A 20,844-nucleotide genomic window follows, 5' to 3' on the forward strand; every position below is an offset into this window, starting at 1 on the left:
GGTTCAGAATTGAGAAATTTGTTTTAATTGACAGAAAATAGTGCTGGTCAATGCAGAGTTGTTCATGATAAACTTAAGTAGTATATTGAGGGCTATGCTTAAGGAGAGAGTAGAAGTTGGAGCTTAAACCGATTAAGACACGAAAAATTTATGAAGAAATCGTCGAGCAAATTCGTGAACTGGTGGCCCGCGGAGAGCTTAAACCCGGTGATCGACTGCCTTCAGAACGGGATTTGGTGGAGCGCCTCAAGGTGAGCCGCGCTTCGATTCGGGAAGCTCTCAGCGCCTTGGAATTGATGGGACTGCTTGAGGTGCGCAGCGGCGAGGGGACCTTCGTTCGTAAATTGCGTTCCGAATCGGTAGTGGCGCCTTTAGCGTGGATGCTTACCATGGAGAAGGGAACCGTGCTTGAGTTGCTGGAGATTCGGAAAATTCTTGAGGTCCAGGCTGTAGGGATGGCGGCTGAACGTGCCGAATCAGAGGATATAAGAGAATTATCGGCGGCCTTGGATCGCTTGCAGGACGATTTACACAGTCCTACTTCTGATGGCTCTTCAGACCATCGATTTCATTACGCCATTACCCGGGCGACCAAGAATAAGATTATGATCCGGCTTATGGACACCATATCGGATCTTATGAAATATAGCCTTAAGGCGAGCCGTTCGAAGCTTTATGAAGGCAAATACACTCCGGCCCTTCTTTTTCAGGAGCACAAAAAGATTTATGAAGCGATTGTGGCCAAGGATGTGGAAATGGCCAGGAACTATATGCTTACTCATCTTACCGGTGTAGAGGAAGAAATCTTAAAAGGCTTCACTGAAGAAAATGAGGCAATAACACCTATATATTAGGCTTGAGATAGGACAGGAAAGTATTGGGACAGAGCGTAAAAGGCTCTGTTCTTTCTTTTCTCAGTTAAAACGTTTATACTAAATCTAAAGAATAAATTAAGTGGCACTAAGAGGTGAAGCAGATGCTCAACACATGTCAAATGGTTTATCACCATAAGAATTGTTTAAATACTAAAAAGCCCTACGCTAAACCCTGCCGGTTATGCATAGAGGCTTGCCCTCATCAGGCTGTCTCTGAATATCGTGAAATCGATGCCAAAAAATGTACCGAATGTGGGGCGTGTATGGCAGTTTGCCCCAGTGACGGTTTTGTGGATCGTTCGACGGATCTCCTGCACACCTATCTTGAGGAGCATGGGGAGATTATCCTCAATTGTCCTCAGGCAGCCCCTCTGGGTTTTGAGATACCTTGTCTGGGAGTCATCGATGGCGATTTGTGGCTGGCCCTGATCCATGCCGCCAAAGAGAAGAATGTGGTGATTCATACGGGCAAATGCGCAGAGTGCCCTGATAAAAAAGCCTGTGCCTTAAGCGTGAAAACCTTCAAAGCCATTCATGAGAGCTGGCCGGATCATCCCCCGATCGTCATTCAAGTTAGCCCTGATCAACCGGGGGAGGCGGCAACACCTGGAACCGGTTCCCCAAGCAGAGCTGCTCTGCCCCAAAAGGAGCCGGCGGAAAAAAGAGGGTGGAGGAAGAAAGGCTGGGAGAAGCTTGAAACCATCTTGCCGGGGTTGACTGCGGATGAAGCCTACCCAATCCCCCGCACACGCCAATTATTAGTAAAGCGGATGCAAGCTTATCCCCAGGATAAGATGCCCATACCTGCTTTGCAAGTGGGAAATATTTGCACCAGCTGCGGAGTATGTGCGGCCATCTGTCCCCAGGCAGCCCTTACCAAAAGGGAAAACGGGGATGAGTTAACCCTGATCTATGAACCGTATAAATGTGTCCGTTGTCAGCGCTGTGTCACTATCTGCAACCCGAAGGCCCTGGAATTTGTGCCAAAGCAGCTGTCCCATCGTCACTACACAGGCAAGATTCTTCTTCATAAGGGCAGTCCTAAGCATTGCACCCGCTGTGGCAAACTAGTCTTCGATAATTCTGAACCCCCCATGTGTGTCGCTTGTGCTTCCTCTTCCGGTGACAGCATCTTTAATGCTTAGCCCCGTATAGGGTCTTTGCTTTGTTGTATTTAAAACATGATATAATCATACAAGAGCCTGCCATGATTAATACCCATCAGAATAATTTTAGCCAGTAAAAAAACAGTAGCGATTCCTGCCCCAATGCCGGTCAATAGTCTGCGTTTATTCGTGCTCTCCCCTAACCCCAAATATTGAACACTCCCATCGATTCCTAAGGGAATAAGCAAGAGAATGATCGTTCCCAGTGGTACAGGGTGATACTTCAAAGCAAGGAGTGCGCCAAGGATATAGCCGAAGGCTATTCCGGTACATCTTGCACAGACTGGAAATTGGCGTCCCCTGAAAAAGAAGGATCGTTCAGGCAGACGGTGGCATAGAAACAAATAATGCAGGGCTTTGCCAATGTTTATGTTCATGCTCAATAACCTGTTGCCGCACTAAATCCTCCCCAGACAATACCGAACACATAAAGAATCATGCCAAAGGCAACTCCGCCTATGGTCCAATTACAAATGGATTTGGCTTTTTCAGGCTCCTTGGTATGCCAAACAAAAAAAAGGATGATACCGACAACCGGCATACAGAATGAAGCGGCCTTGGCTGTTTTGGGAGCATTCTCCTCTTTCAAAGCAGCCCCTTTCGTAATAAGCTGCGCTCCGCAATTCTTGCAAAGTTCATGCTTTGATTTAGTATTCGCACCACAGGCTTGGCAATGTTTGGTTCCATGGAGCGGCTTGACTCCACAGTTTGGGCAGACCTTAACTTTTTTGCCAATTTCCATACCACATTCGCGACAGAACATTCCTTCTCTCCCCTCTCTCTCAGTGAGTGTAAAAACAGCCGGAGCTAATTATGATGGTGATGATGACCGCAGCTGCAACCCGGCCCGTGAACATGTGGGGCAGGTGAAGAGCCGTCTTGTTTGGAGGTCCCTTTTTTAATAGGTTCTCTTAGCAGTTGATTCATTAAATGCTGGGTATGGGAAAGTGGCTGCTGCTGAATTTCCAGAGCCAGCTCAATGGCTTGGCGCAGCGTTTCATTAGGCACTCCCAAGGCTTTGGCATCCGTAACGGCTGAGCGAAGGCTGGCCAGGGCATTCGTAGCTGCAGCAGCAGATATCTGTATTAATAAAGTCGTTTTTTGATCCAATTCCATAGTGATTCCTCCTATAATTGAATTTAAACTTAATATAGCATAAGAATGTGGCAAGCACAAAAACTTTAAACAAATCCATGATGTATACAGTCGATTTTCAAGGGATTGGATTCAAGAAAGGATTAAGAATGAAGAAAGAACGCGTTATTGTGATCGGAGCAGGAGCAGCCGGACTTATGGCTGCAGGCCAAGCCGCCCTGAAGGGGGCCGACGTGCTGCTCCTGGAAAAGAAAGAACGTCCCGGGCGTAAAATTGCCATTTCCGGCAAAGGACGCTGCAATCTGACCAATGCAGAAAATGTGGGGGATTTTATTCGGAATTATCCAGGCAACGGACGTTTTCTCCATGGCATCTTAAGAGAATTTGATAATGTAAGGCTTTGCGATTTCTTTGCTCAGTATGGTGTTGAGACCAAAACTGAGCGGGGAGGGCGGGTGTTTCCTGTCTCGGATGATGCCGAGCAAATCGTTGAGGCCTTGCTCAAGTATATTATGGATGCAGGGGTGGAACTGGCCACCGGACAGACGGTGGAAGAGATACTCCTGGGTGAAGAGAAGGTCCGGGGTGTGCGTTTAAGCAATGGGAAAGTCCTTGAAGGCAAGTCGGTGATCGTCTGTACGGGAGGGGGGTCTTACCCCGCCACAGGCTCCGCCGGAGATGGCTACAAGATGGCTCAAAAGCTGGGGCATAAGGTGATTCCCCCACGGCCATCTCTTGTTCCCTTGAGAACTTATGAAGATTGGGTAAAGCAGGTTCAAGGGCTTTCCTTAAGGAATGTGGAAGCCACGTTGTGGTATGGCGGGAAAAAGCAGCAAACGGAGTTTGGGGAGATGCTTTTTACTCACTTCGGCGTCTCAGGACCCATCATTCTCACCTTAAGCCGTTGGGCAGGCGAAGCGTTGGCCGGCGGGGAGAAGGTTCGCTTGACCCTTAACCTTAAGCCGGCCTTAACTGCGGAGCAATTGGATCAGAGAGTGCAGAGAGATTTCAAGAAATACTTGAATAAGCAATTCAAGAACTCACTGGATGAGCTGCTTCCCAAAAGCTTAATACCCCTGGTGATCCAATGGTCCCAAATTCCCCCGGAGAAAGCGGTCAATAGCATCAATAAAGAAGAAAGAAAACACCTGGTCCATGTGTTGCAGGAACTTCCTTTAACTATCAAAGAGACGCTGCCTTTAGCGGCAGCTATCGTGACCGCTGGCGGAGTGGATGTCAAAGAAATCGATCCCAAGACCATGGCTTCCAAAAGGATTAAGGGACTTTATTGGGCCGGAGAAGTAGTGGATGTGGACGGAGTGACGGGAGGATATAACCTGCAGGCAGCCTTTGCCATGGGGTACCGGGCCGGCCGGGGGGCGGGGGAATACGCCTTAGTCGATGACTAGTACTCCATAATACCTAGAATCTGCACATTCTAAGATAAGAATCATGTCTTAGTTCCGCCACGGTTGCATAAACTGGTGATGAGGTGAAGTTTATGCGTCGGTGGCAATTTTTTAGTAAGTATAAAAAGCGGAGTGGGTTCATTCCTCGTTCCGGAAGAAGCGCACCCCGTGTCAGGAACTATCGGCATAGTGCGCCCACGGGCTTGCTTAGATTTGAGAAGGTCATTATTCGGGCAGTGGTTCTCTCTGCTGTCTTCTTGGTTTTAGCTCAAATGGCCTTAGGGTTAGCCAAAGACCCTGTAGGTTACTATATTTCCGTGGCCCAGAACATAGAAGCCCCCTCCTTGGACAGTACACCGGTATCAAGTACAGTCACTCCGAACTTGATTCAGGAAACGATTCCCCAAACCTCCCTGATCACCCTCAAGGCGGTCCCCGCTGCTCCGGTTCGCGTGATCCAAAATGGCAAAACGCTGGGAACGTTGGCACGGGGAGAACTGGAGATTCCTGTTCAAACAGGAGTAATTCAATTGGATGGAACCAATGTGTCCGCTATTGTTCGCATCCAGGTGATTAAGAAAGATTCCGCCCTGACAGAGCCGCGGCTTAATCAGACCCTAATGATCGAGCATAATATTCAAACCTTGAGAGTCGGGCGCTGAAGTATGGAAAACAAGAAAAATGCAGAAATTTGCCGGGTTTTATTGCTTAAGGCAGTTTATCTATGCTATACTAAAGTATCTGAAAATTATATTATCGTTGATGGTTGGAGCAAACTTTGTGAAAGCAAAGGACGCTAAAGCTATGGGTCTAAGGCCGTCGCGCAAGACCGGCTAGGATCGCCAGGCTACAAGTAGTTAGAACTTCTTAGGGGAGAGTAGTTCCTTTTTGGACTACTCTCTTTTTGTATGCTTTTTTTGCCCTGTTGGGAAGAATAAAGGGTTGAGCAGCAGTATAAGGCAGCCGGCAGTGTCGCCTTTTGTGGGGCGTGAAAATATAAGGAACATTTTACACATTATTTTTAACTTGAGGAGGAAGACCAGTGAGTACGCAGAAAAAGACCATCAATTTTTTGCAGGAGTTTTCGATTCCATTAATTCTAGGTGTCCTTATCGCACTTGTTTGGGCTAATTTAGCGCCGGAAAACTACCATCATTTTGTCCACAATGAAATTATCGGCCATATATCTCTTCATTTCTTTGTCAACGATATCTTTATGGTGTTCTTTTTTGCCATGGCAGCGATAGAAATTACTCAAAGCCTGCTGCCCGGAGGAAGCTTAAATCCCCTTAAAAGGGCGATCAATCCTCTGATGGCCACCCTTGGCGGAGTTCTGGGCCCAGCCCTTGTCTTTCTTGGTTTAAATGCCCTGATCGGGAGTCCTGAGTTTGCCAGAGGCTGGGGTATCCCTACAGCCACCGATATTGCTTTAGCCTGGCTGGTGGCAAGGGTAGTGTTTGGAGCTCAGCATGCTGCAGTCTCTTTCTTGCTGCTTCTGGCTATTGTCGATGATGGCATCGGTCTGATGATTATTGCCTTCTTCTACCCTGATCCCGCCAACCCGGTGGCACCCCTCTGGTTATTGCTCACTGTGGCGGGTATGCTGGTTGCTTATCTGCTCAGACGCAAAAATGTTCAGAGCTACTGGCCTTATATCATCTTTGGGGGAATTCTGAGCTGGGCCGGCCTTTATCTGGCGCATATTCACCCGGCTTTGGCCCTGGTGTTTATCGTTCCCTTCCTGCCCCATCCTCCCCGGGAGGAATTCGGCTTATTCGAAGATGATCCCCAGGATCACTCCACTCTGAAAACATTTGAGCACGAGTGGAAAATATTCGTGGACTTCGGCCTGCTTTTATTTGGATTAACCAATGCCGGGGTGGAATTCTCAGAAATCAACACTCTCACCTGGCTGGTTCTCATTGCTCTCGTCGGCGGAAAAACCATCGGCATATTCCTCATGGGTTCTTTGGCTACAGTCATCGGCTTTCCCTTCCCCAAAGGCATGGGGTATAAAGAGCTCCTGGTGGCCGGCGTGATAGCGGCTATGGGACTTACCGTTGCCCTATTCGTCTCGGGTGTAGCCTTTGTTGATCCGGGTCTGCAGGGAGCAGCAAAGATGGGAGCACTGTTCAGTGCAGTTGCGGCGGTCATTGCTTTTGCCTTGGGTAAAGTGCTCGGAATCAAGAAAGTCAAAGACACTCAGGCTTAAGGTGTGGCTGGAGCAGGTCCTCTGGGAGCGGGGCCTGCTTTTTCTTTTGGCTCCTGTCTTGAAAATGATCCCAATGCATTATATAATATAATTTAATATCTAATCCGACAGCTGGTGTAGGGCATAGTGTAGGACGGTTGTGGTTCTCTTATTTTTTACTCTTAAATTTAATAAAGGAAGGATGGTAGGACGGTGATTTAGTGAATTAGACACCGTAGGTGTCTTTTTTGTTTTCTTTTTTAGGCAAAATGTCCTAATGTGCTAAAGCACATAGTGTAGTACTATTAAGGATGGGTTAATCTAAGCCAAGGAATCCCTTTAGGGAAAGGAATGAATAGAATGGTTGCTGAAAGTAAGAAAATTGCTATGGCGGCGATGCGGATGGCTATGGCTGAAAGCCGTGAAGAGGAAGTTCACTTGAAGGACGGTTTCGGACGCCACGGCATTCGCACTGTGGCGGTGGATTATGGGGGCGAATATCTTACAGCTATTAAAAAAATCGTGGAAAGAGCCATTGTTGCCGCGAAACGGGAAGGGGTCATTCAAGAAACCCATGGCGATGAAGGAGCCGTTGCCGGTGCAACCCGGGAAGCTTTGAGCCAGATTATGCCCAAGGCCATGGGATTGAATATCGGTGGAAAAATAGGCATTGCCAGAAGAGATGAACATTTATCGGTAGCGGTTTTCTTCGGCGTGGGTTTATTGCATTTGGATGAGGTGGCGGTAGGCCTGGGACATAGGGCAGCGCCGAAAGAAATCAAGGACTAAAAGGGAGGTGAACCAATGTGACAAGAGTTCGTGGTATACGGGGTGCCATTACGATTCAAGAAAATAATGCTGAACACATCCGTGAAGGGACACAAGAGCTTTTGCAGGAGATGATCAAGTGCAATTCTTTAGCAACAACGGATATTATCAGTGCCATCTTCACCCTGACCAAGGATATTGATGCGGCATTCCCGGCGACTTTCGCCCGCCAGCTGGGCTGGGACCGGGTCCCTATGATCTGTCTGAATGAAGTTCCTGTTCCGGGTTCACTGCCGATGTGCATCCGCGTGCTGCTTCATGTGGAGTCTGCTTTGACCCAGGAAGAAATTCATCCGGTTTATCTAAGGGATGCCGTTAATTTACGCAGAGATCTTGTTGAGTAGAGTTGTATTATGGTAGATTTTGCTCACCTTGCCGGTGAGTAGTGGAAAAATGTAGGATGGTAGTTAAGGAGTGGAACATTATGATTATCGTATTAAAGCGTGGAGCCGGTGAGGCAGAGGTTCAGGAAATCAATGAGCGTTTAAGCCAGGAAGGATTCAAAATTCACCTCTCCCAAGGGGTGGAGAAGATCATCATCGGTGCTGTAGGGGATCGCTCACGGCTGAAAGCCCTGGATCTGGAAGCCCTGCCTTGGGTAGAGAAAGTGGTTCCGATTCTGGCGCCGTACAAACTTGTCAGCCGTGAATTTCAGAGTGGGAATACCATTATCAAGATCGGCGATTATGAGATCGGCGGCGAAGAAATTCACGTGATGGCGGGACCCTGCAGTGTGGAAAGCCGGGCCCAGATTATCGAGACTGCCCATGCTGTTAAAGAAGCAGGAGCTACCTTCTTGAGGGGGGGAGCCTTCAAACCCCGTACTTCCCCGTATGCTTTTCAGGGCTTGGAAGAGGAAGGCTTAAAGCTTCTTGCCGAGGCCAGGGAGGAGACAGGATTGCTGGTTATAACCGAAGTAGTGGATGTGCGGGATGTGGAACTTGTAGCCCATTACGCAGATATCCTGCAAATCGGGGCCCGCAATATGCAGAACTTCTTCCTCCTGAAAGAAGTAGCCAAAACCAATAAACCCATTCTCTTAAAACGAGGACCCTCGGCAACTCTTGAAGAATGGATGATGGCCGCCGAGTACATTATGGATGGCGGCAACTACCAGGTCATGTTCTGTGAGCGGGGGATTCGTACTTTTGAAACCTATACCCGGAATACCCTGGATTTAAGCATGGTCCCCGCTCTTCAATCCCTTTCCCATCTGCCGGTTATTGTCGATCCCAGTCACGGAACCGGTCGCTGGAACCTGGTGCCTCCCATGGCCAAAGCGGCGGTAGCAGCCGGAGCGGACGGTATCATTGTTGAGGTGCATCCCCAACCGGAGAAAGCCGTATCCGACGGCAAGCAGTCCTTAACTCCGGATAATTTTGCCTCGATGATGGCAGAGCTGGAGATTCTGGCTCAGGCACTGGGCAGACCGGTGAAAGGGGCTCGCCGGTGATGGAAAAAGGTCGGGAAATTATTTTGTCCGGAGGATGGACAGGGCAAAGGCAGCCCCGTGCTTGTGTCATCGGCCTCGGCCTGATTGGAGGGTCCTGGGCAGGTGCGCTGGCAGGGCAGGGGTGGTCTGTCTGCGCTGTAGAATGCAATGAAGAAAGTCTGAAAGAAGCAAAAGTTCGGGAATGGATCAAAGAGGGCTGGCAGGAGATACCGGAGAGCCTTGATGTGGATCTGGTTATCCTGGCGACGCCTATTTCCCTGCTGGCAGAAAGTTTTGCCCGGGTCGTCGGTTGTGTGCCTGCCGGCAGCCTCATCACCGATGTAGGAAGTGTAAAAATAGACATATGCCGGGCAGCCAATCAGATGAATTCGGTCTATTTTATTGGGGGCCACCCCATGACAGGATCAGAGCAGCAGGGATTTCAAGCGGCTAAACCGAATTTATTCCAGGGCTATCCTTATGTGATTACTCCTCCCCCCTCTTGTCCTCAGGAGATGGTGGAAAAGTTTTCTCAATTGGTCCAGAGGCTTGGGGCAAGAATCATCTTGCGGGAAGCTGAGGATCACGATGATGAAGTGGCCTTGATCAGTCACCTGCCTCATGTGCTGTCCCTTGCCCTGGCCTTAACTGCAGCAGAAGGGAATTTAAGAGGGAAACCCCTTGAAATAGCCGGTCGGAGCTTCCGGGAAATTACCCGGCTGGTGGATAGTTCGCCGGAAATGTGGCGGGATATATTGTTTTCCAACGCCTCGGCAATTCTCCGCTCCCTGGATATCTGGGAAGAAAAGGTTAAGGAGATTCGGGAGATCATCGCGGGCACTGATGGCGAAGAGATGCTTAAAGTGTTTGCGAGGGCTCAAGGGGCCAGGAGTCAAATGCTGAACCGGAGGGAATCAGATGCAAATAAATAATGAGTCTAAAGGAATACGGATTAATCCTATGGGGCGGATTCAAGGTGAGATAGAGGTCCCTGGAGATAAGTCCATATCCCACCGGGCTGCTTTGTTCGGCGGGATGGCTCAGGGTGAAACCCATATTACGAATTTTTTGCTGGGACAGGACTGCTTAAGTACGCTGGCATGCCTGAAGACACTGGGTGTGGAATGGGAACGACGGGATGCGGAAGTCTGGATCAGAGGCCGGGGCTTTGAGAATTGGCATGAGCCCCAGGATATTTTGGATGTGGGGAATTCCGGAACCACCATGAGGCTCATGCTGGGTGTTTTAGCAGGCTGTCCCTTCAGCGCGACCTTGACCGGGGATTCTTCCATCAGGTCCCGGCCCATGGCCCGGGTAACCCTTCCTTTGCAGGAGATGGGGGCTCGCATCCTCGGCCGGCAGGAGGGAAAATATGCCCCCCTGACCATTCAAGGCGGCCTCTTACAGGGGATTCAATTCCGTTCACCTGTGGCTTCCGCTCAGGTCAAGTCTGCCATTCTTCTGGCCGGGTTAAGAGCAAAAGGGGAGACTATGGTCACAGAACCTTGCCTTTCCCGGGATCATACGGAACGAATGCTGAGGGGCTTTGGTGTGGATCTGAAGAGTGAAGGGCGCACCGCCAAGGTAAGGGGAGGAGCCGCCTTATCCGGGCAAGAGGTAGCGGTGCCGGGGGATATTTCCTCCGCTGCCTTTTTCCTGGTTCTGGGAACCCTCATTCCCCAAGGAGAACTTCTGATTAAGAATGTGGGGATGAATCCTACCCGAACAGGGATCCTGGACGCTCTTTGGCAAATGGGGGCAGATATCCAGGTAGAAGAGGAACGGGAAGAATGCGGTGAACCCCGGGCCAATCTGCGCGTACGGCCGGCCCAGCTCCATGGCATAGAGATCCAAGGAGAAATGATCCCCAAGCTCATCGATGAAGTTCCAGTTTTGGCCGTAGCGGCCAGCCTTGCCCAAGGTGAAACCGTGATTCGTGATGCTGCTGAGCTCCGGGTCAAAGAGACGGATCGGATACAGACGGTCGTCCAGGGCCTGCAGGCTCTGGGTGCCAACGCTCAGGAGCTTCCCGACGGCTTGCGGATTCAAGGGGCTAAAAGCTTGCGCGGGGGAGCGGCTCATAGTCATGGTGATCATCGTCTGGCCATGGCTTGGGTGGTGGCAGGCCTGCTTGCCGAGGAAGGGATAAGTCTGCAAGGCATCGAAGCAGCAGAGGTTTCCTTTCCTAACTTTCTGGAACTGATCCATGAGATAGCTGAATCGTAAGCTTCTTAACTTATGAACGAAATATTCTCAATAAGGTAAAAAGGACTGCTTGGCATATAAGCGGTTCTTTTTTGCTTGTTTCTATACTATTTATTTAGGAAACCGAATATTTTGATAATAGGTAAAATAATTAATTATTAAAAAAGTTGCGCAAGTAGGAAGGAATTGACACGATGATGTCGAATTTCTTCGTTCAATGCTTTTAAAATTATTTTTGGTCTAGTGGTCAGCTCGGCAGATGATAGACGGATTATTGATAAATCACACTATCCGAAATAGAGTGAGTATTAAAATTATTGGAAATTATTTATTTCACGAAGAAGGGAAACGTATTATTACGTAGAATAACAGATAAATATAAACTCAAAATTCAGATTATTGAAAGTAAGCGGAATACTTTTGAAATTTTGAAAGGGGGGATGCTTAAAGAAGAAATGACTTTGCCGGATGTTCAGAAAATTATTTTATTCCAGATTTTGGAGGTGAGAAATTCAGCAAAGATCAGCCATAAGTGAAAGGGCAGTAGATATTATGAACATTTAGATTTTACTTCTGGAAATATTACTACCCTGAAATTACTGAATTATTATTTGTCATTTTTCTTAATTGGTTTAGTAGTATTAAAAAAGTAAATCTTATTGAGCAGTTTAAAATCACGAGCGGGAGGTAAATACATGAGCATTCTATTGCAAGGATTTTTGGCCTTATTGCCGATTTTGGTTGTGGCGATTTTTCTTGTCGGCTTGAGATGGCCGGCAAGTAAAGCGATGCCCCTTTCATATATTACGGTAGTAATCGTTGGCTTGTTAGTATGGAAATTACCGGTTATCCAGATCGTTGGCGGAACAGTCAAAGGTCTTGTCGTATCCCTTAGCCTTCTTTATATTATCTTCGGTTCCGTTCTTGTCCTCTATACAATTATGGAGTCGGGCGGTTTGGCACAGATTCGGCAAAGCCTTATCGGGGTTTCTGCTGACAGGCGTATTCAGGTCATCATCGTGGCCTGGCTGTTTGGTTCTTTCATTGAAGGCGCTTCCGGTTTCGGTACTCCGGCGGCTGTGGCTTGCCCCTTGATGCTGGGACTCGGCTTTCCGGCCTTTGCCGCGGTTATCGCCGGTATGATGATTCAGAGCACACCGGTTTCCTTTGGCGCAGTAGGAACTCCCATGCGTACGGGAGTCGGTTCCGGTCTGGGAGCCGGAGCGGATTCCGGCATCAATGAATTTGCCTCTAAACTCGGCATTAATATTGTGGATCAAGCAGGCAATCTGAATCCAATTGCTTATTATGATCAGTTTGTAGCGCTTATTGCTCATAATGTGGCTATTTTACACTTCGTCGGCGGATTTTTGACTCCTCTTTTCGTCGTCGCTTTCATGACCAGATATTTTGGCAAGAACAAATCCTGGTCGGAAGGGATCGCTATTTGGCCCTTCGCTTTGTTTAGTGCTCTTGCGTTTACCATCCCATACGTTTTAATCAACCGTTTTGTCAACTACGAGTTAACCTCGATGCTGGGAGCCCTCATCGGACTGGTGATCGTCGTTTTCGCTGCCAAGAACAAGTTCCTTACTCCCAAAGAAGAAGACACCTGGGACTTCATTGACAAGAAGGACTGGGATCCCTCCTGGACGGGCAATATTGATGTTCATTATGTTGAAAAGCCCGGTGGTATGTCAACATTGGTCGCATGGCTTCCTTACGTTTTTGTAGCAGGTCTGATCCTCATTACCCGTCTTGTGCCGCCTCTTAAAGCCTTTTTAAATGATGTGGCGATTACCTATCCTGCCATCGGCGGCTTGACTGAAAAATGGGTCATTCTCTATTCGCCGGGTACGATCTTTATCATTGTTTCCTTACTGACCTTCCTGGTTCATGGGATGAAGACAGATGCCTACGTCAAAGCCTGGAAACAAGCGGGTAAAGTCACTGCCGGTGCCAGCGTGGCCTTGATTTTCACCGTGCCCATGGTTCAAGTGTTCATCAACTCCGGTGGCGGAGCCGCCGAACTGCTCAAAATGCCCTATGCCTTGGCTGAAGCCACTTACCAATTAGCAGGTGGATTGTGGCCGTTGTTTGCACCGATTATCGGTGGTTTAGGCGCTTTTGTCGCCGGTTCCAATACCGTCAGCAATATGACCTTCTCCTTGTTCCAGTTCCAGACTGCTCAGCTGATTGTAGACGGCAATCCTGCCCTGGCTCCCATGGCAATGCAGTGGCCCCTTTGGGTTGTTGCTCTCCAGGCCATTGGCGGTGCAGCAGGAAACGTTATTTGTATCCACAACGTTGTAGCTGCTTCTGCTGTGGTTGGCTTCCTGGGCAGAGAAGGGGATACCATCAGAAAGACCTTTATGTTCTTCCTCTACTATGCCTTTATTCCCGGTGCCTTTGGCTATTCGCTTCTGTACTGGAACGCCCAAGGACCGTTTAACTTAGGTTCAATCATTCTTGCCGTGTTCTATGCAGTATTGATCTATGTTATAGCCACGAACAAAAACAGGCTTAAAAAGTTGAACACCTCCATACCCAAAAGCATCAATACTTGATTTATTTACTCCTTAAGCGAACTGTCGCAGTTAGACAGACTGAAAACAAGCAAAAAACGGCTTCTGGCATTCAGCCAGAAGCCGTCTTTTGCCGTAGATTCATTGGCCAAAATAGCGTGGTAATAAAAAATGAGTCGAAAAAAGAGGAAATAAAGGGACTAGGTCGAATTATAGGAATATGCTAAGCATTTAGAAAATATAGAATTAATAGTATAAACATCCTTACAAGTATCTTGAGAAAATTTTAATTATTGTAAATTTTCAAATTAAAAAGAGGAATATTAAGCTCTTTGTCGAAATAGTAAAACAAAGGCTGGTCTAGCCAGATGATATATTATCATTTGACTATTTTTTTTACGCTTAAAGGGGGGATGCTTATTGAGGTGAATGATATTTTAGAAATCAGCTTTAGAAACTAAATACTTTCTGGAAAACGATGAACAAGCAAACAAAGATTAAATGAGTATTATTTAGAGAAAAATTGAGGAGGTCTATAATGAGTACAGGACTATTAGCCATCCTATCATTGATGCCAATCTTAGTCGTTGCAATCTTTCTAGTCGGCTTAAAGTGGCCCGCAAGTAAAGCGATGCCAATTTCTTTTGTAGTAGCAGTGGTACTAGCCCTTTTTGTATGGAAAGTTCCGGGCGCCCAGGTCGGTGCAGCCACGGTTAATGGTATTGTCACTGCCATCACGCTCTTATATATTATTTTCGGCTCCATCCTGCTTCTGAACACCTTGCAGGAGAGCGGCGGGCTTCAAACCATTCGGAATGGTTTTACCAATATCACGCCTGACCGTCGTATTCAGGTTATTATTGTAGCTTGGCTTTTTGGTTCCTTTATCGAAGGCTCCTCCGGCTTCGGTACACCTGCTGCAGTAGCCGTTCCTTTGATGGTCGGCCTTGGTTTCCCAGCTATGGCGGCCGTTGTGGCAGGGATGATGATCCAAAGTACTCCTGTTTCCTTCGGTGCAGTTGGAACACCAATGCTCACCGGGGTAAGTACGGGGTTGAAAACTGCGGAACTCGAAGCTTATGCTTCCAGCTTAGGATTCTCTGACTGGCATAATTTCATAGCCTTTGGTATCGCCAATAAGGTTGCCTTGCTGCATGTCACAGCCGGTATCTTAATGCCCCTCTTCGTCGTTGCCTTCATGACTCGTTTCTTTGGCAAAAACAAATCCTTTAGTGAAGGTCTTGCCGTATGGCCATTTGCCATCTTTGCAGCTTTAGCCATGACTGTTCCTTATATTATCGTTGCCAACCTGCTCGGACCCGAATTCCCCTCTATGCTGGGTGGTTTGATTGGTCTGGCAATCGTGGTTCCGGCCGCTAAAAAAGGATTCCTTATGCCGAAAGGTGAAGCTTGGGATTTCGATGAGAAGAAAAATTGGGATCCATCCTGGACTGGCACTATTGAAATCCAAAATATTGCAGCTAAAAATAAGATGAGTGGATTAGTAGCTTGGATGCCCTATGTTCTCATTGGCTTAACCCTCGTGGCTACTCGTGTCTCTTTCTTACCTTTGGCAACCCTTCTTAAGAAAGCAAAAATTGTTATCCCCAATATTTTTGGAACGAGCATATCAGCTTCTTGGGAAATTCTGTTTTCCCCAGGATCAGCCTTCATCTTTGTTACCATCATTACTTTCTTCCTCCATAGAATGGACGGAGCGGCTTATGGCCGGGCATGGAAGAGTTCCTTCAAAACCATGCTGGGGGCCGGTTCTGCGTTAATCTTTACAGTGCCCATGGTTCAAGTATTCATGAACTCAGGTGGCGGATTGGCAGGCTATGCCCAAATGCCCATCGTTCTTGCTGAAGCAGTTGCAGGTTTAGCAGGCTCCGCATGGCCCCTCTTTGCTCCCACCATCGGTGGTCTGGGTGCCTTCGTAGCCGGCAGTAACACCGTATCAAATATGATGTTCTCCTTGTTCCAGTTTGGTGTAGGTGAGCGGATTGCTGTCGATCCGACCTGGATTGTCGCTCTTCAAGCCGTCGGCGGTGCAGCGGGCAATATTATCTGCGTCCACAACGTTGTTGCTGCATCGGCAGTCGTAGGTCTTCTGGGAAAAGAAGGTCTGGTTATCCGCAAAACATTCTTCCCCTTCCTCTACTATGCATTCCTTCCTGCAGCCATCGGCTACTCAATTATCTATACTCCGGCATCGAGTATTTTCAACATTGGTACGATTATCGCTGTGGCAGTATACACAGCGGCAATAGTCATTATTGCTACCAATAAAGGAAGACTGGCTAAACTTCCTCCGATGACACCGAATAGAAAAATCAACGCCTAGAGGCATTTCCGGGACGGACTAAGCAAGTTCAGGGATGGCTGGAGCATTTATGCTGCCAGCCATTCTTTTTTTCTCAGCACCACCAAAAGTATGCGCAAGGATGTTGTCGGCACTCTACTGGGAACCCAAAGGAGACTCCGAAGGATAACGGATGGCGGCATCAAGATAAACATAGTGGTCATCATGCTCCTGCCGTACCATGCCGAGGATACCGGGATCTTTCATCTCATCTAAGTAATGCTGAACAAAAAGCTGATAGGCCTGTTCATCCCAGGGATCAGTGAATTCAGCCACCCCGTCGAGGTAAACAGGAAGAGGAATTTTCAACCGCTTATGAAAAACCTGCAGTGTGGTAACAGGGGCAGTATCCACAACAATTGAATCGATGCCATCCATGCTTTGACCTCCCGGACACTTTGTTTTACAATAAGAATAGTATTGCCATAAACTCAATTAATTAGCAAATGGTAATGGTGAGGTGAGGGGAATCGAAAATCAAGAGCATGAACTAAAACAGGAACCCCATATAAAGCAGGAAGATGGACCAGAGATGATGCCCAGAAAATTAACTTGGGTTGACTTATTTTATGCCCTTCTGGGCATCATCTTTCTTTATCTCGGTGTAGGCTATGTCATGGCCTGGTTCGCCAGTTGGTGGGAATATGAGCGTGTTCTGCTTTATGTCAATGGCTTTGTGACCCAAGGTATGTTTCTGGTTGTTATTATAGCCATCATGAAAGTCCGCCGCTGGACCTGGAGTGATTTGGGATGGAAGGATGTTAAGGGCAGATATGTGGGAAGTGTAATCGCCTTTTATATACTGACCTGGATTATTAATATTTTTTATGCAGCGTATTTGCTGCAGAAAGGATTTACCCCTCCGGATACAGATGTTTATACACAATTAATGGGCAATGCCACGGTGGTGACCTTTTGCCTTAATCTTATCCTGGCCGGCATGCTGGCCCCGATTATTGAAGAGACCATGTTTCGCGGAATTATCTTCGGCAGTTTGCAGACTTATATGGGTAAGTGGACTGCAGCGGCCGTAAGTGCGGCGATTTTTTCCGGACTGCATTTGCAGTCTTACGGCTTTCTGCCCCGTTTTGTTCTGGGGATGGTTTTGGCTTATCTTGTAATGAAGCATAAGTCCATCAAACCTGCCGTAGCTTTACATGCCGTCAATAATATTGTGGCCTTGCTTTTAGTTGCTCTTTCCGAGGGACTGGTGTGAGGGAAGGATGAAGAACGGATTGTTGGTCAGGGGCCATTATGGTATAATAAACTGTCGTTTTGAAGTTGGCCAAATTGAGGGTGTTACTGTGAAAAAAAATCTTCAGATAGCAATTGACGGCCCTGCCGGTGCGGGAAAAAGTACAATTGCCAAGGCAATCGCCAGGCAGTTGGGATTTTTTTATGTCGATACAGGAGCAATGTACAGAGCCATAGCTTACAAAGCTTTGCGCCTGAATATAGCGCTTACACAGGAAGAGGAGATTGCGGGCATGGCCCGGCAAACGGAGATCACTCTGGAACACTCAACGGCAAGAAGGGTGTTTTGTGATGGCTTGGATGTTACGGAAGCTATACGCAGCCCTGAAGTATCCCGTTCGGTTTCCATCATTGCCGCTTACCCCGAAGTCAGAGAACGCTTGGTAGAACTCCAGCGGCAGGAAGCCGGGCAGGGAGGGGTGGTCATGGACGGCAGGGATATCGGAACCTATGTCCTGCCTGATGCCGACCTCAAAATCTTCCTGACCGCTTCATCTGAAGAAAGGGCCCGGCGGCGTTGGCTGGAACTTCAGCGAGCCGGAAAAGAGCTGTCCCTGGCTGAGGTGCAAAGGGACATGGATGCCCGGGATCACTATGATCAGCAAAGGGCTGTCTCTCCTTTAATTCCGGCGGCGGATGCGATTTTGCTGGATACGACCGGTTTACAGATCGAGGAGATTGTTGACCGTATCCTCAGCTTATTCAATGATAAAGTGGAGGATAAAGTGGAGACAGGGTACGTAAGGAGTCAGAACCAATGAACCTATATCAGTTTCTTAAAAGGATATTCCGCCTCCAGTTTCGAGTGATGGGCTGGAAAATCCATGGTGTTGAGAATCTCCCCAAGGAGGGACCGGTGATCATAGTCAGCAACCATGTCAGCATCTGGGATCCTGTGGTAGCTGCCTGCAGTGTTCCCCGGGATGTTTCCTTTATGGCTAAGGAAGAACTATTCGCCAACCCCCTTTTGGGGGGGATTTTTCGCAGATTGGGAGCATTCCCCGTCAAGCGGGGACAAGGAGATACCAGCGCGATTCGCAATTCCCTGAAGGTTCTTAAGGAGGAGAAAGTTCTGGGACTTTTTCCCGAAGGAACCCGCTCTAAAACCGGTGCAATGCAAAAGGGGTTTCCCGGGATGATTTTGTTGATGGAAAAAAGCCAGGCTCCCATCGTGCCTGTGCGGGTCAATGGAACTCAAAATCTTTTTGTGCGGGGATGGGGACACCTGGAAGTCATTGTGGGAAAACCGATCTTTCCTGAACAGCTCAAAGCGCCTGAAGGGGTTGAGAACCGCAGAGAGTGGGCTGCCGACCAAATCATGAAGGCCATTGTGGAATTAAAAGCCTAGATTATTTGTCCGTAAACGGACAATGAATTTTTTTTCTCAGAGAGGGCAATTTAATTCTAATGAAGGAATTTTGGGAATTATAGCGAATTTTAAGCGTAATGCGAGTTAAGGAGGGGCAAACTTGAAAATCATCCGGGCAGAAAAAGCCGGATTTTGCTTTGGTGTTAAACGAGCTTTGGATATGGCGGAGCGAACAGTTCAATCTTCAAGTACCGCTTCTTTAGGTCCCTTAATTCATAACCAACAGGTTGTGGAAAAAATGGAGAAACAAGGGGTTCGTGTCGTCGGGGAAGTGAAGGAGACTCAAGCCGGGGACACCTTGATTATTCGCTCCCACGGAGTGCCTCCGGATATCTATGAGGAAGCCCGGCGCTGTCAAGTCAAGGTGGTGGATGCTACCTGCCCCTTTGTGCAAAAGGCTCAGCGGCTGGCGGCAGAATCTTCCCAGTCCGGTCAGGTCGTGGTGGTGGGGGATCGGCAGCACCCGGAAGTCCAGGGGATTTTAGGCTGGGCCGGCGGCAATGCCATTGCTATTGAGACCCTTGAGGAAGCCAGGGAACTCCCCTTTTATGAGCAGCTCTCCGTGCTTGCTCAAACAACCCAGCCGGCTGCTAATTTCCACGGGATTGTGGATGAGTTAAAAACCCATACTCACGCGCTCAAGGTACATAATACGATTTGCAATGCCACTGAAGAGCGGCAGACCGTGGCCCGTGAATTGGCCGGCAAAGTTGATGTGATGATTGTGGTTGGGGGCAAAAACAGTGCCAACACCAGAAAACTGGCGGGGATTTGCTCTGAACGAACTCAGACCTATCTTATCGAAACCGCCGACGAATTGGAAGATAACTGGTTCACAGGGGTGGTCACCGTAGGATTAACGGCGGGAGCCTCGACACCAGATTGGATTATTGAGGAGGTTTATAGGAAGATGTCAACAATGGAAAACAAGGAAACTCATGAAATGATGAATATGGAGGACTGGGCCGAGGGAATGCAAAATTTGCACCGGGGAGCTCTGGTCACAGGAACTGTAGTAAAAATCAATCACGATGAAGTATTTGTCGATTTAGGTTGGAAATCGGAAGGCGTTATCGCTTTGAAAGAGCTTACCGTAGCTTCCGATCTGCAAACCAGCGATATTGTAGCCATCGGCGATAAAATCAGCGCCGTTGTTCTCCGTGTGGAGAATGAAGAAGGAAACCCGGTGCTCTCGAAACGCCGGGCTGATGAAATGGCTGCCGTGGACAAGCTGAAAGAATTAGCGGAGAGTAAAGAAGAAATTCAAGGCAAAGTGGCCGATGTGGTCAAAGGCGGGCTGATTGTTGATGTAGGTATGCGCGGCTTTGTTCCTGCCTCTCAAATTCAACCGGGTTATGTGGAAGATTTGAACCAATTTAAAGGCCAAACCCTCCGTCTCAGAGTGATCGAGTTTGATCCGGCTAAGCGGCGCGTTGTCCTTTCTCAGAAAGAAATCCTCCAAGAAGAGCAGGCGGCTAAGAAAGAGCATCTCCTGGCGACCCTTCAGGAAGGGGATGTGGTCAGCGGTGTGGTGAAGAGGCTGGCTCAGTTCGGTGCTTTTGTGGATATCGGCGGAGTGGATGGACTGCTTCATGTTTCCGATATAGCTTATACCCGGATTAAGCATCCTTCTGAATATGTCAATGTGGGGGATGAAGTAGAAGTTCAAATCCTCAAAGTGGATAAAGAGCAGGGCAAAATTTCTCTGGGTCTGAAACAATTAAAACCCAGCCCTTGGGAAAGTGCTCCTGAAAAATATGCCTTAGGCTCTTTGGTCACTGGAAAAGTAGTGCGCATCGCCCCCTTCGGAGCCTTTGTCCAACTGGAGGACGGCATCGATGCTCTGATTCATATTTCCCAGCTTTCCGAAAAGCGGGTTAATAAAGTTGAAGATGTAGTGAAAGTCGGTGACATGGTTCAGGCTAAGGTCATTGAATGCAAGCCGGAAGAGAAGCGGATTAGTTTAAGTATCCGTGAAGCCGCTGCCGAAGCACAGGCTACGGAAGATGCAGAACTCTTGGCCAGTCAGCCTGAAGCACCTCAGGTTACCATCGGTGATGTGGTTCAATCCGAATCAGAATCCTAAAAGGTAAAACTTGATCATTTGGCATGTATGACTTCTTGCAAGGTTGC

General features: G+C 48.1%; 20 protein-coding genes and 1 riboswitch. Of the genes, 16 read left to right on the forward strand and 4 right to left on the reverse strand.

What is annotated here, in order from left to right:
* The first annotated feature begins 116 nt into the window (after positions 1–116).
* A complete protein-coding gene (locus DESLBE_RS25900; RefSeq protein WP_018211281.1) occupies positions 117–854 on the forward strand; it encodes a FadR/GntR family transcriptional regulator in 738 nt (245 codons plus the stop codon).
* A 122-nt stretch (positions 855–976) separates the two neighbouring features.
* Complete coding sequence (locus DESLBE_RS25905; RefSeq protein WP_058491804.1) at positions 977–2,020, forward strand: 4Fe-4S dicluster domain-containing protein; 1,044 nt, start codon at positions 977–979, stop codon at positions 2,018–2,020.
* A gap of 29 nt (positions 2,021–2,049) precedes the next feature.
* Here the strand turns inward: DESLBE_RS25905 and DESLBE_RS25910 are convergent, their stop codons facing one another.
* Genes DESLBE_RS25910 through DESLBE_RS25920 form a run of 3 tightly spaced genes read right to left on the reverse strand, consistent with a single transcriptional unit; the run spans position 2,050 to position 3,157 of the window.
* On the reverse strand, positions 2,050–2,418 hold the full coding sequence (locus tag DESLBE_RS25910) for a DUF2085 domain-containing protein (RefSeq protein ID WP_005811095.1): 369 nt from the start codon (positions 2,416–2,418) through the stop codon (positions 2,050–2,052).
* Between the two features lie 2 nt (positions 2,419–2,420).
* Positions 2,421–2,804, reverse strand: coding sequence for a zinc ribbon domain-containing protein (locus DESLBE_RS25915; protein WP_018306786.1), 384 nt, complete (start codon positions 2,802–2,804; stop codon positions 2,421–2,423).
* A gap of 44 nt (positions 2,805–2,848) precedes the next feature.
* Positions 2,849–3,157 carry a hypothetical protein gene (locus DESLBE_RS25920; RefSeq protein ID WP_011460215.1) on the reverse strand — a complete coding sequence of 103 codons (309 nt, stop codon included), beginning with the start codon at positions 3,155–3,157 and terminating at the stop codon, positions 2,849–2,851.
* 128 nt (positions 3,158–3,285) lie between these two features.
* On the opposite strand from DESLBE_RS25920, the gene DESLBE_RS25925 reads away from it, so the two are divergent.
* The 10 genes from DESLBE_RS25925 (at position 3,286) to DESLBE_RS25975 (ending at position 16,070) form a co-directional block, all read left to right on the forward strand.
* Positions 3,286–4,545 (forward strand): NAD(P)/FAD-dependent oxidoreductase, encoded by a 1,260-nt coding sequence (locus tag DESLBE_RS25925; protein ID WP_144678551.1) that lies wholly within the window; start codon positions 3,286–3,288, stop codon positions 4,543–4,545.
* 92 nt (positions 4,546–4,637) lie between these two features.
* A complete protein-coding gene (locus tag DESLBE_RS25930; RefSeq protein WP_144678552.1) occupies positions 4,638–5,207 on the forward strand; it encodes a hypothetical protein in 570 nt (189 codons plus the stop codon).
* A gap of 98 nt (positions 5,208–5,305) precedes the next feature.
* A riboswitch (cyclic di-GMP riboswitch) is annotated at positions 5,306–5,400 on the forward strand.
* Positions 5,401–5,587: 187 nt separating this feature from the next.
* Positions 5,588–6,757: a Na+/H+ antiporter NhaA gene (locus DESLBE_RS25935; RefSeq protein WP_144678553.1), complete on the forward strand. Its 1,170-nt coding sequence runs from the start codon at positions 5,588–5,590 to the stop codon at positions 6,755–6,757.
* A 339-nt stretch (positions 6,758–7,096) separates the two neighbouring features.
* Entirely contained in the window at positions 7,097–7,525 is a 429-nt protein-coding gene (locus DESLBE_RS25940) for a HutP family protein (RefSeq protein WP_015944588.1), read from the forward strand.
* Positions 7,526–7,542: 17 nt separating this feature from the next.
* The gene (gene aroH, locus DESLBE_RS25945) at positions 7,543–7,908 is read left to right on the forward strand and encodes a chorismate mutase (RefSeq protein WP_144678554.1); all 366 of its coding nucleotides are present in this window, start codon (positions 7,543–7,545) and stop codon (positions 7,906–7,908) included.
* 80 nt (positions 7,909–7,988) lie between these two features.
* Complete coding sequence (gene aroF, locus DESLBE_RS25950) at positions 7,989–9,017, forward strand: 3-deoxy-7-phosphoheptulonate synthase (RefSeq protein WP_011460211.1); 1,029 nt, start codon at positions 7,989–7,991, stop codon at positions 9,015–9,017.
* On the forward strand, positions 9,017–9,928 hold the full coding sequence (locus DESLBE_RS25955; protein ID WP_144678725.1) for a prephenate dehydrogenase/arogenate dehydrogenase family protein: 912 nt from the start codon (positions 9,017–9,019) through the stop codon (positions 9,926–9,928). The genes aroF and DESLBE_RS25955 overlap by 1 nt, the downstream gene beginning before the upstream one ends.
* Positions 9,915–11,222, forward strand: coding sequence for a 3-phosphoshikimate 1-carboxyvinyltransferase (aroA, locus tag DESLBE_RS25960; RefSeq protein ID WP_011460209.1), 1,308 nt, complete (start codon positions 9,915–9,917; stop codon positions 11,220–11,222). Before DESLBE_RS25955 ends, aroA begins: the two co-directional genes overlap by 14 nt.
* A gap of 674 nt (positions 11,223–11,896) precedes the next feature.
* Positions 11,897–13,768, forward strand: coding sequence for an L-lactate permease (locus tag DESLBE_RS25970; protein ID WP_144678556.1), 1,872 nt, complete (start codon positions 11,897–11,899; stop codon positions 13,766–13,768).
* Between the two features lie 496 nt (positions 13,769–14,264).
* Positions 14,265–16,070, forward strand: coding sequence for an L-lactate permease (locus tag DESLBE_RS25975; RefSeq protein ID WP_144678557.1), 1,806 nt, complete (start codon positions 14,265–14,267; stop codon positions 16,068–16,070).
* A 114-nt stretch (positions 16,071–16,184) separates the two neighbouring features.
* Here DESLBE_RS25975 and DESLBE_RS25980 read toward each other — a convergent pair whose 3' ends face one another.
* Positions 16,185–16,523 carry a hypothetical protein gene (locus DESLBE_RS25980; protein ID WP_172625505.1) on the reverse strand — a complete coding sequence of 113 codons (339 nt, stop codon included), beginning with the start codon at positions 16,521–16,523 and terminating at the stop codon, positions 16,185–16,187.
* A gap of 25 nt (positions 16,524–16,548) precedes the next feature.
* On the opposite strand from DESLBE_RS25980, the gene DESLBE_RS25985 reads away from it, so the two are divergent.
* From DESLBE_RS25985 to DESLBE_RS26000, 4 genes are all read left to right on the forward strand, one after another.
* Complete coding sequence (locus DESLBE_RS25985) at positions 16,549–17,304, forward strand: type II CAAX endopeptidase family protein (protein WP_018306792.1); 756 nt, start codon at positions 16,549–16,551, stop codon at positions 17,302–17,304.
* 88 nt (positions 17,305–17,392) lie between these two features.
* Positions 17,393–18,103 (forward strand): (d)CMP kinase, encoded by a 711-nt coding sequence (gene cmk / locus DESLBE_RS25990; RefSeq protein WP_144678559.1) that lies wholly within the window; start codon positions 17,393–17,395, stop codon positions 18,101–18,103.
* The gene (locus tag DESLBE_RS25995) at positions 18,100–18,690 is read left to right on the forward strand and encodes a lysophospholipid acyltransferase family protein (protein ID WP_005811133.1); all 591 of its coding nucleotides are present in this window, start codon (positions 18,100–18,102) and stop codon (positions 18,688–18,690) included. Before cmk ends, DESLBE_RS25995 begins: the two co-directional genes overlap by 4 nt.
* A 121-nt stretch (positions 18,691–18,811) precedes the next feature.
* Entirely contained in the window at positions 18,812–20,797 is a 1,986-nt protein-coding gene (locus DESLBE_RS26000) for a bifunctional 4-hydroxy-3-methylbut-2-enyl diphosphate reductase/30S ribosomal protein S1 (protein ID WP_144678560.1), read from the forward strand.
* The last annotated feature ends 47 nt before the right edge of the window (positions 20,798–20,844 follow it).

The sequence above is a fragment of the Desulfitobacterium sp. LBE genome (genome assembly GCF_007830365.1).
Lineage (GTDB): Bacteria > Bacillota > Desulfitobacteriia > Desulfitobacteriales > Desulfitobacteriaceae > Desulfitobacterium > Desulfitobacterium hafniense.

Coding starts and splice junctions, on each gene's coding strand:
- DESLBE_RS25905 (WP_058491804.1), top strand. CDS start 977: ATGCTCAACACATGTCAAATGGTTTATCACCATAAGAATTGTTTAAAT.
- DESLBE_RS25910 (WP_005811095.1), bottom strand. CDS start 2,418: ATGAACATAAACATTGGCAAAGCCCTGCATTATTTGTTTCTATGCCAC.
- DESLBE_RS25915 (WP_018306786.1), bottom strand. CDS start 2,804: ATGTTCTGTCGCGAATGTGGTATGGAAATTGGCAAAAAAGTTAAGGTC.
- DESLBE_RS25920 (WP_011460215.1), bottom strand. CDS start 3,157: ATGGAATTGGATCAAAAAACGACTTTATTAATACAGATATCTGCTGCT.
- DESLBE_RS25925 (WP_144678551.1), top strand. CDS start 3,286: ATGAAGAAAGAACGCGTTATTGTGATCGGAGCAGGAGCAGCCGGACTT.
- DESLBE_RS25930 (WP_144678552.1), top strand. CDS start 4,638: ATGCGTCGGTGGCAATTTTTTAGTAAGTATAAAAAGCGGAGTGGGTTC.
- DESLBE_RS25940 (WP_015944588.1), top strand. CDS start 7,097: ATGGTTGCTGAAAGTAAGAAAATTGCTATGGCGGCGATGCGGATGGCT.
- aroF (WP_011460211.1), top strand. CDS start 7,989: ATGATTATCGTATTAAAGCGTGGAGCCGGTGAGGCAGAGGTTCAGGAA.
- DESLBE_RS25955 (WP_144678725.1), top strand. CDS start 9,017: ATGGAAAAAGGTCGGGAAATTATTTTGTCCGGAGGATGGACAGGGCAA.
- aroA (WP_011460209.1), top strand. CDS start 9,915: ATGCAAATAAATAATGAGTCTAAAGGAATACGGATTAATCCTATGGGG.
- DESLBE_RS25970 (WP_144678556.1), top strand. CDS start 11,897: ATGAGCATTCTATTGCAAGGATTTTTGGCCTTATTGCCGATTTTGGTT.
- DESLBE_RS25975 (WP_144678557.1), top strand. CDS start 14,265: ATGAGTACAGGACTATTAGCCATCCTATCATTGATGCCAATCTTAGTC.
- DESLBE_RS25995 (WP_005811133.1), top strand. CDS start 18,100: ATGAACCTATATCAGTTTCTTAAAAGGATATTCCGCCTCCAGTTTCGA.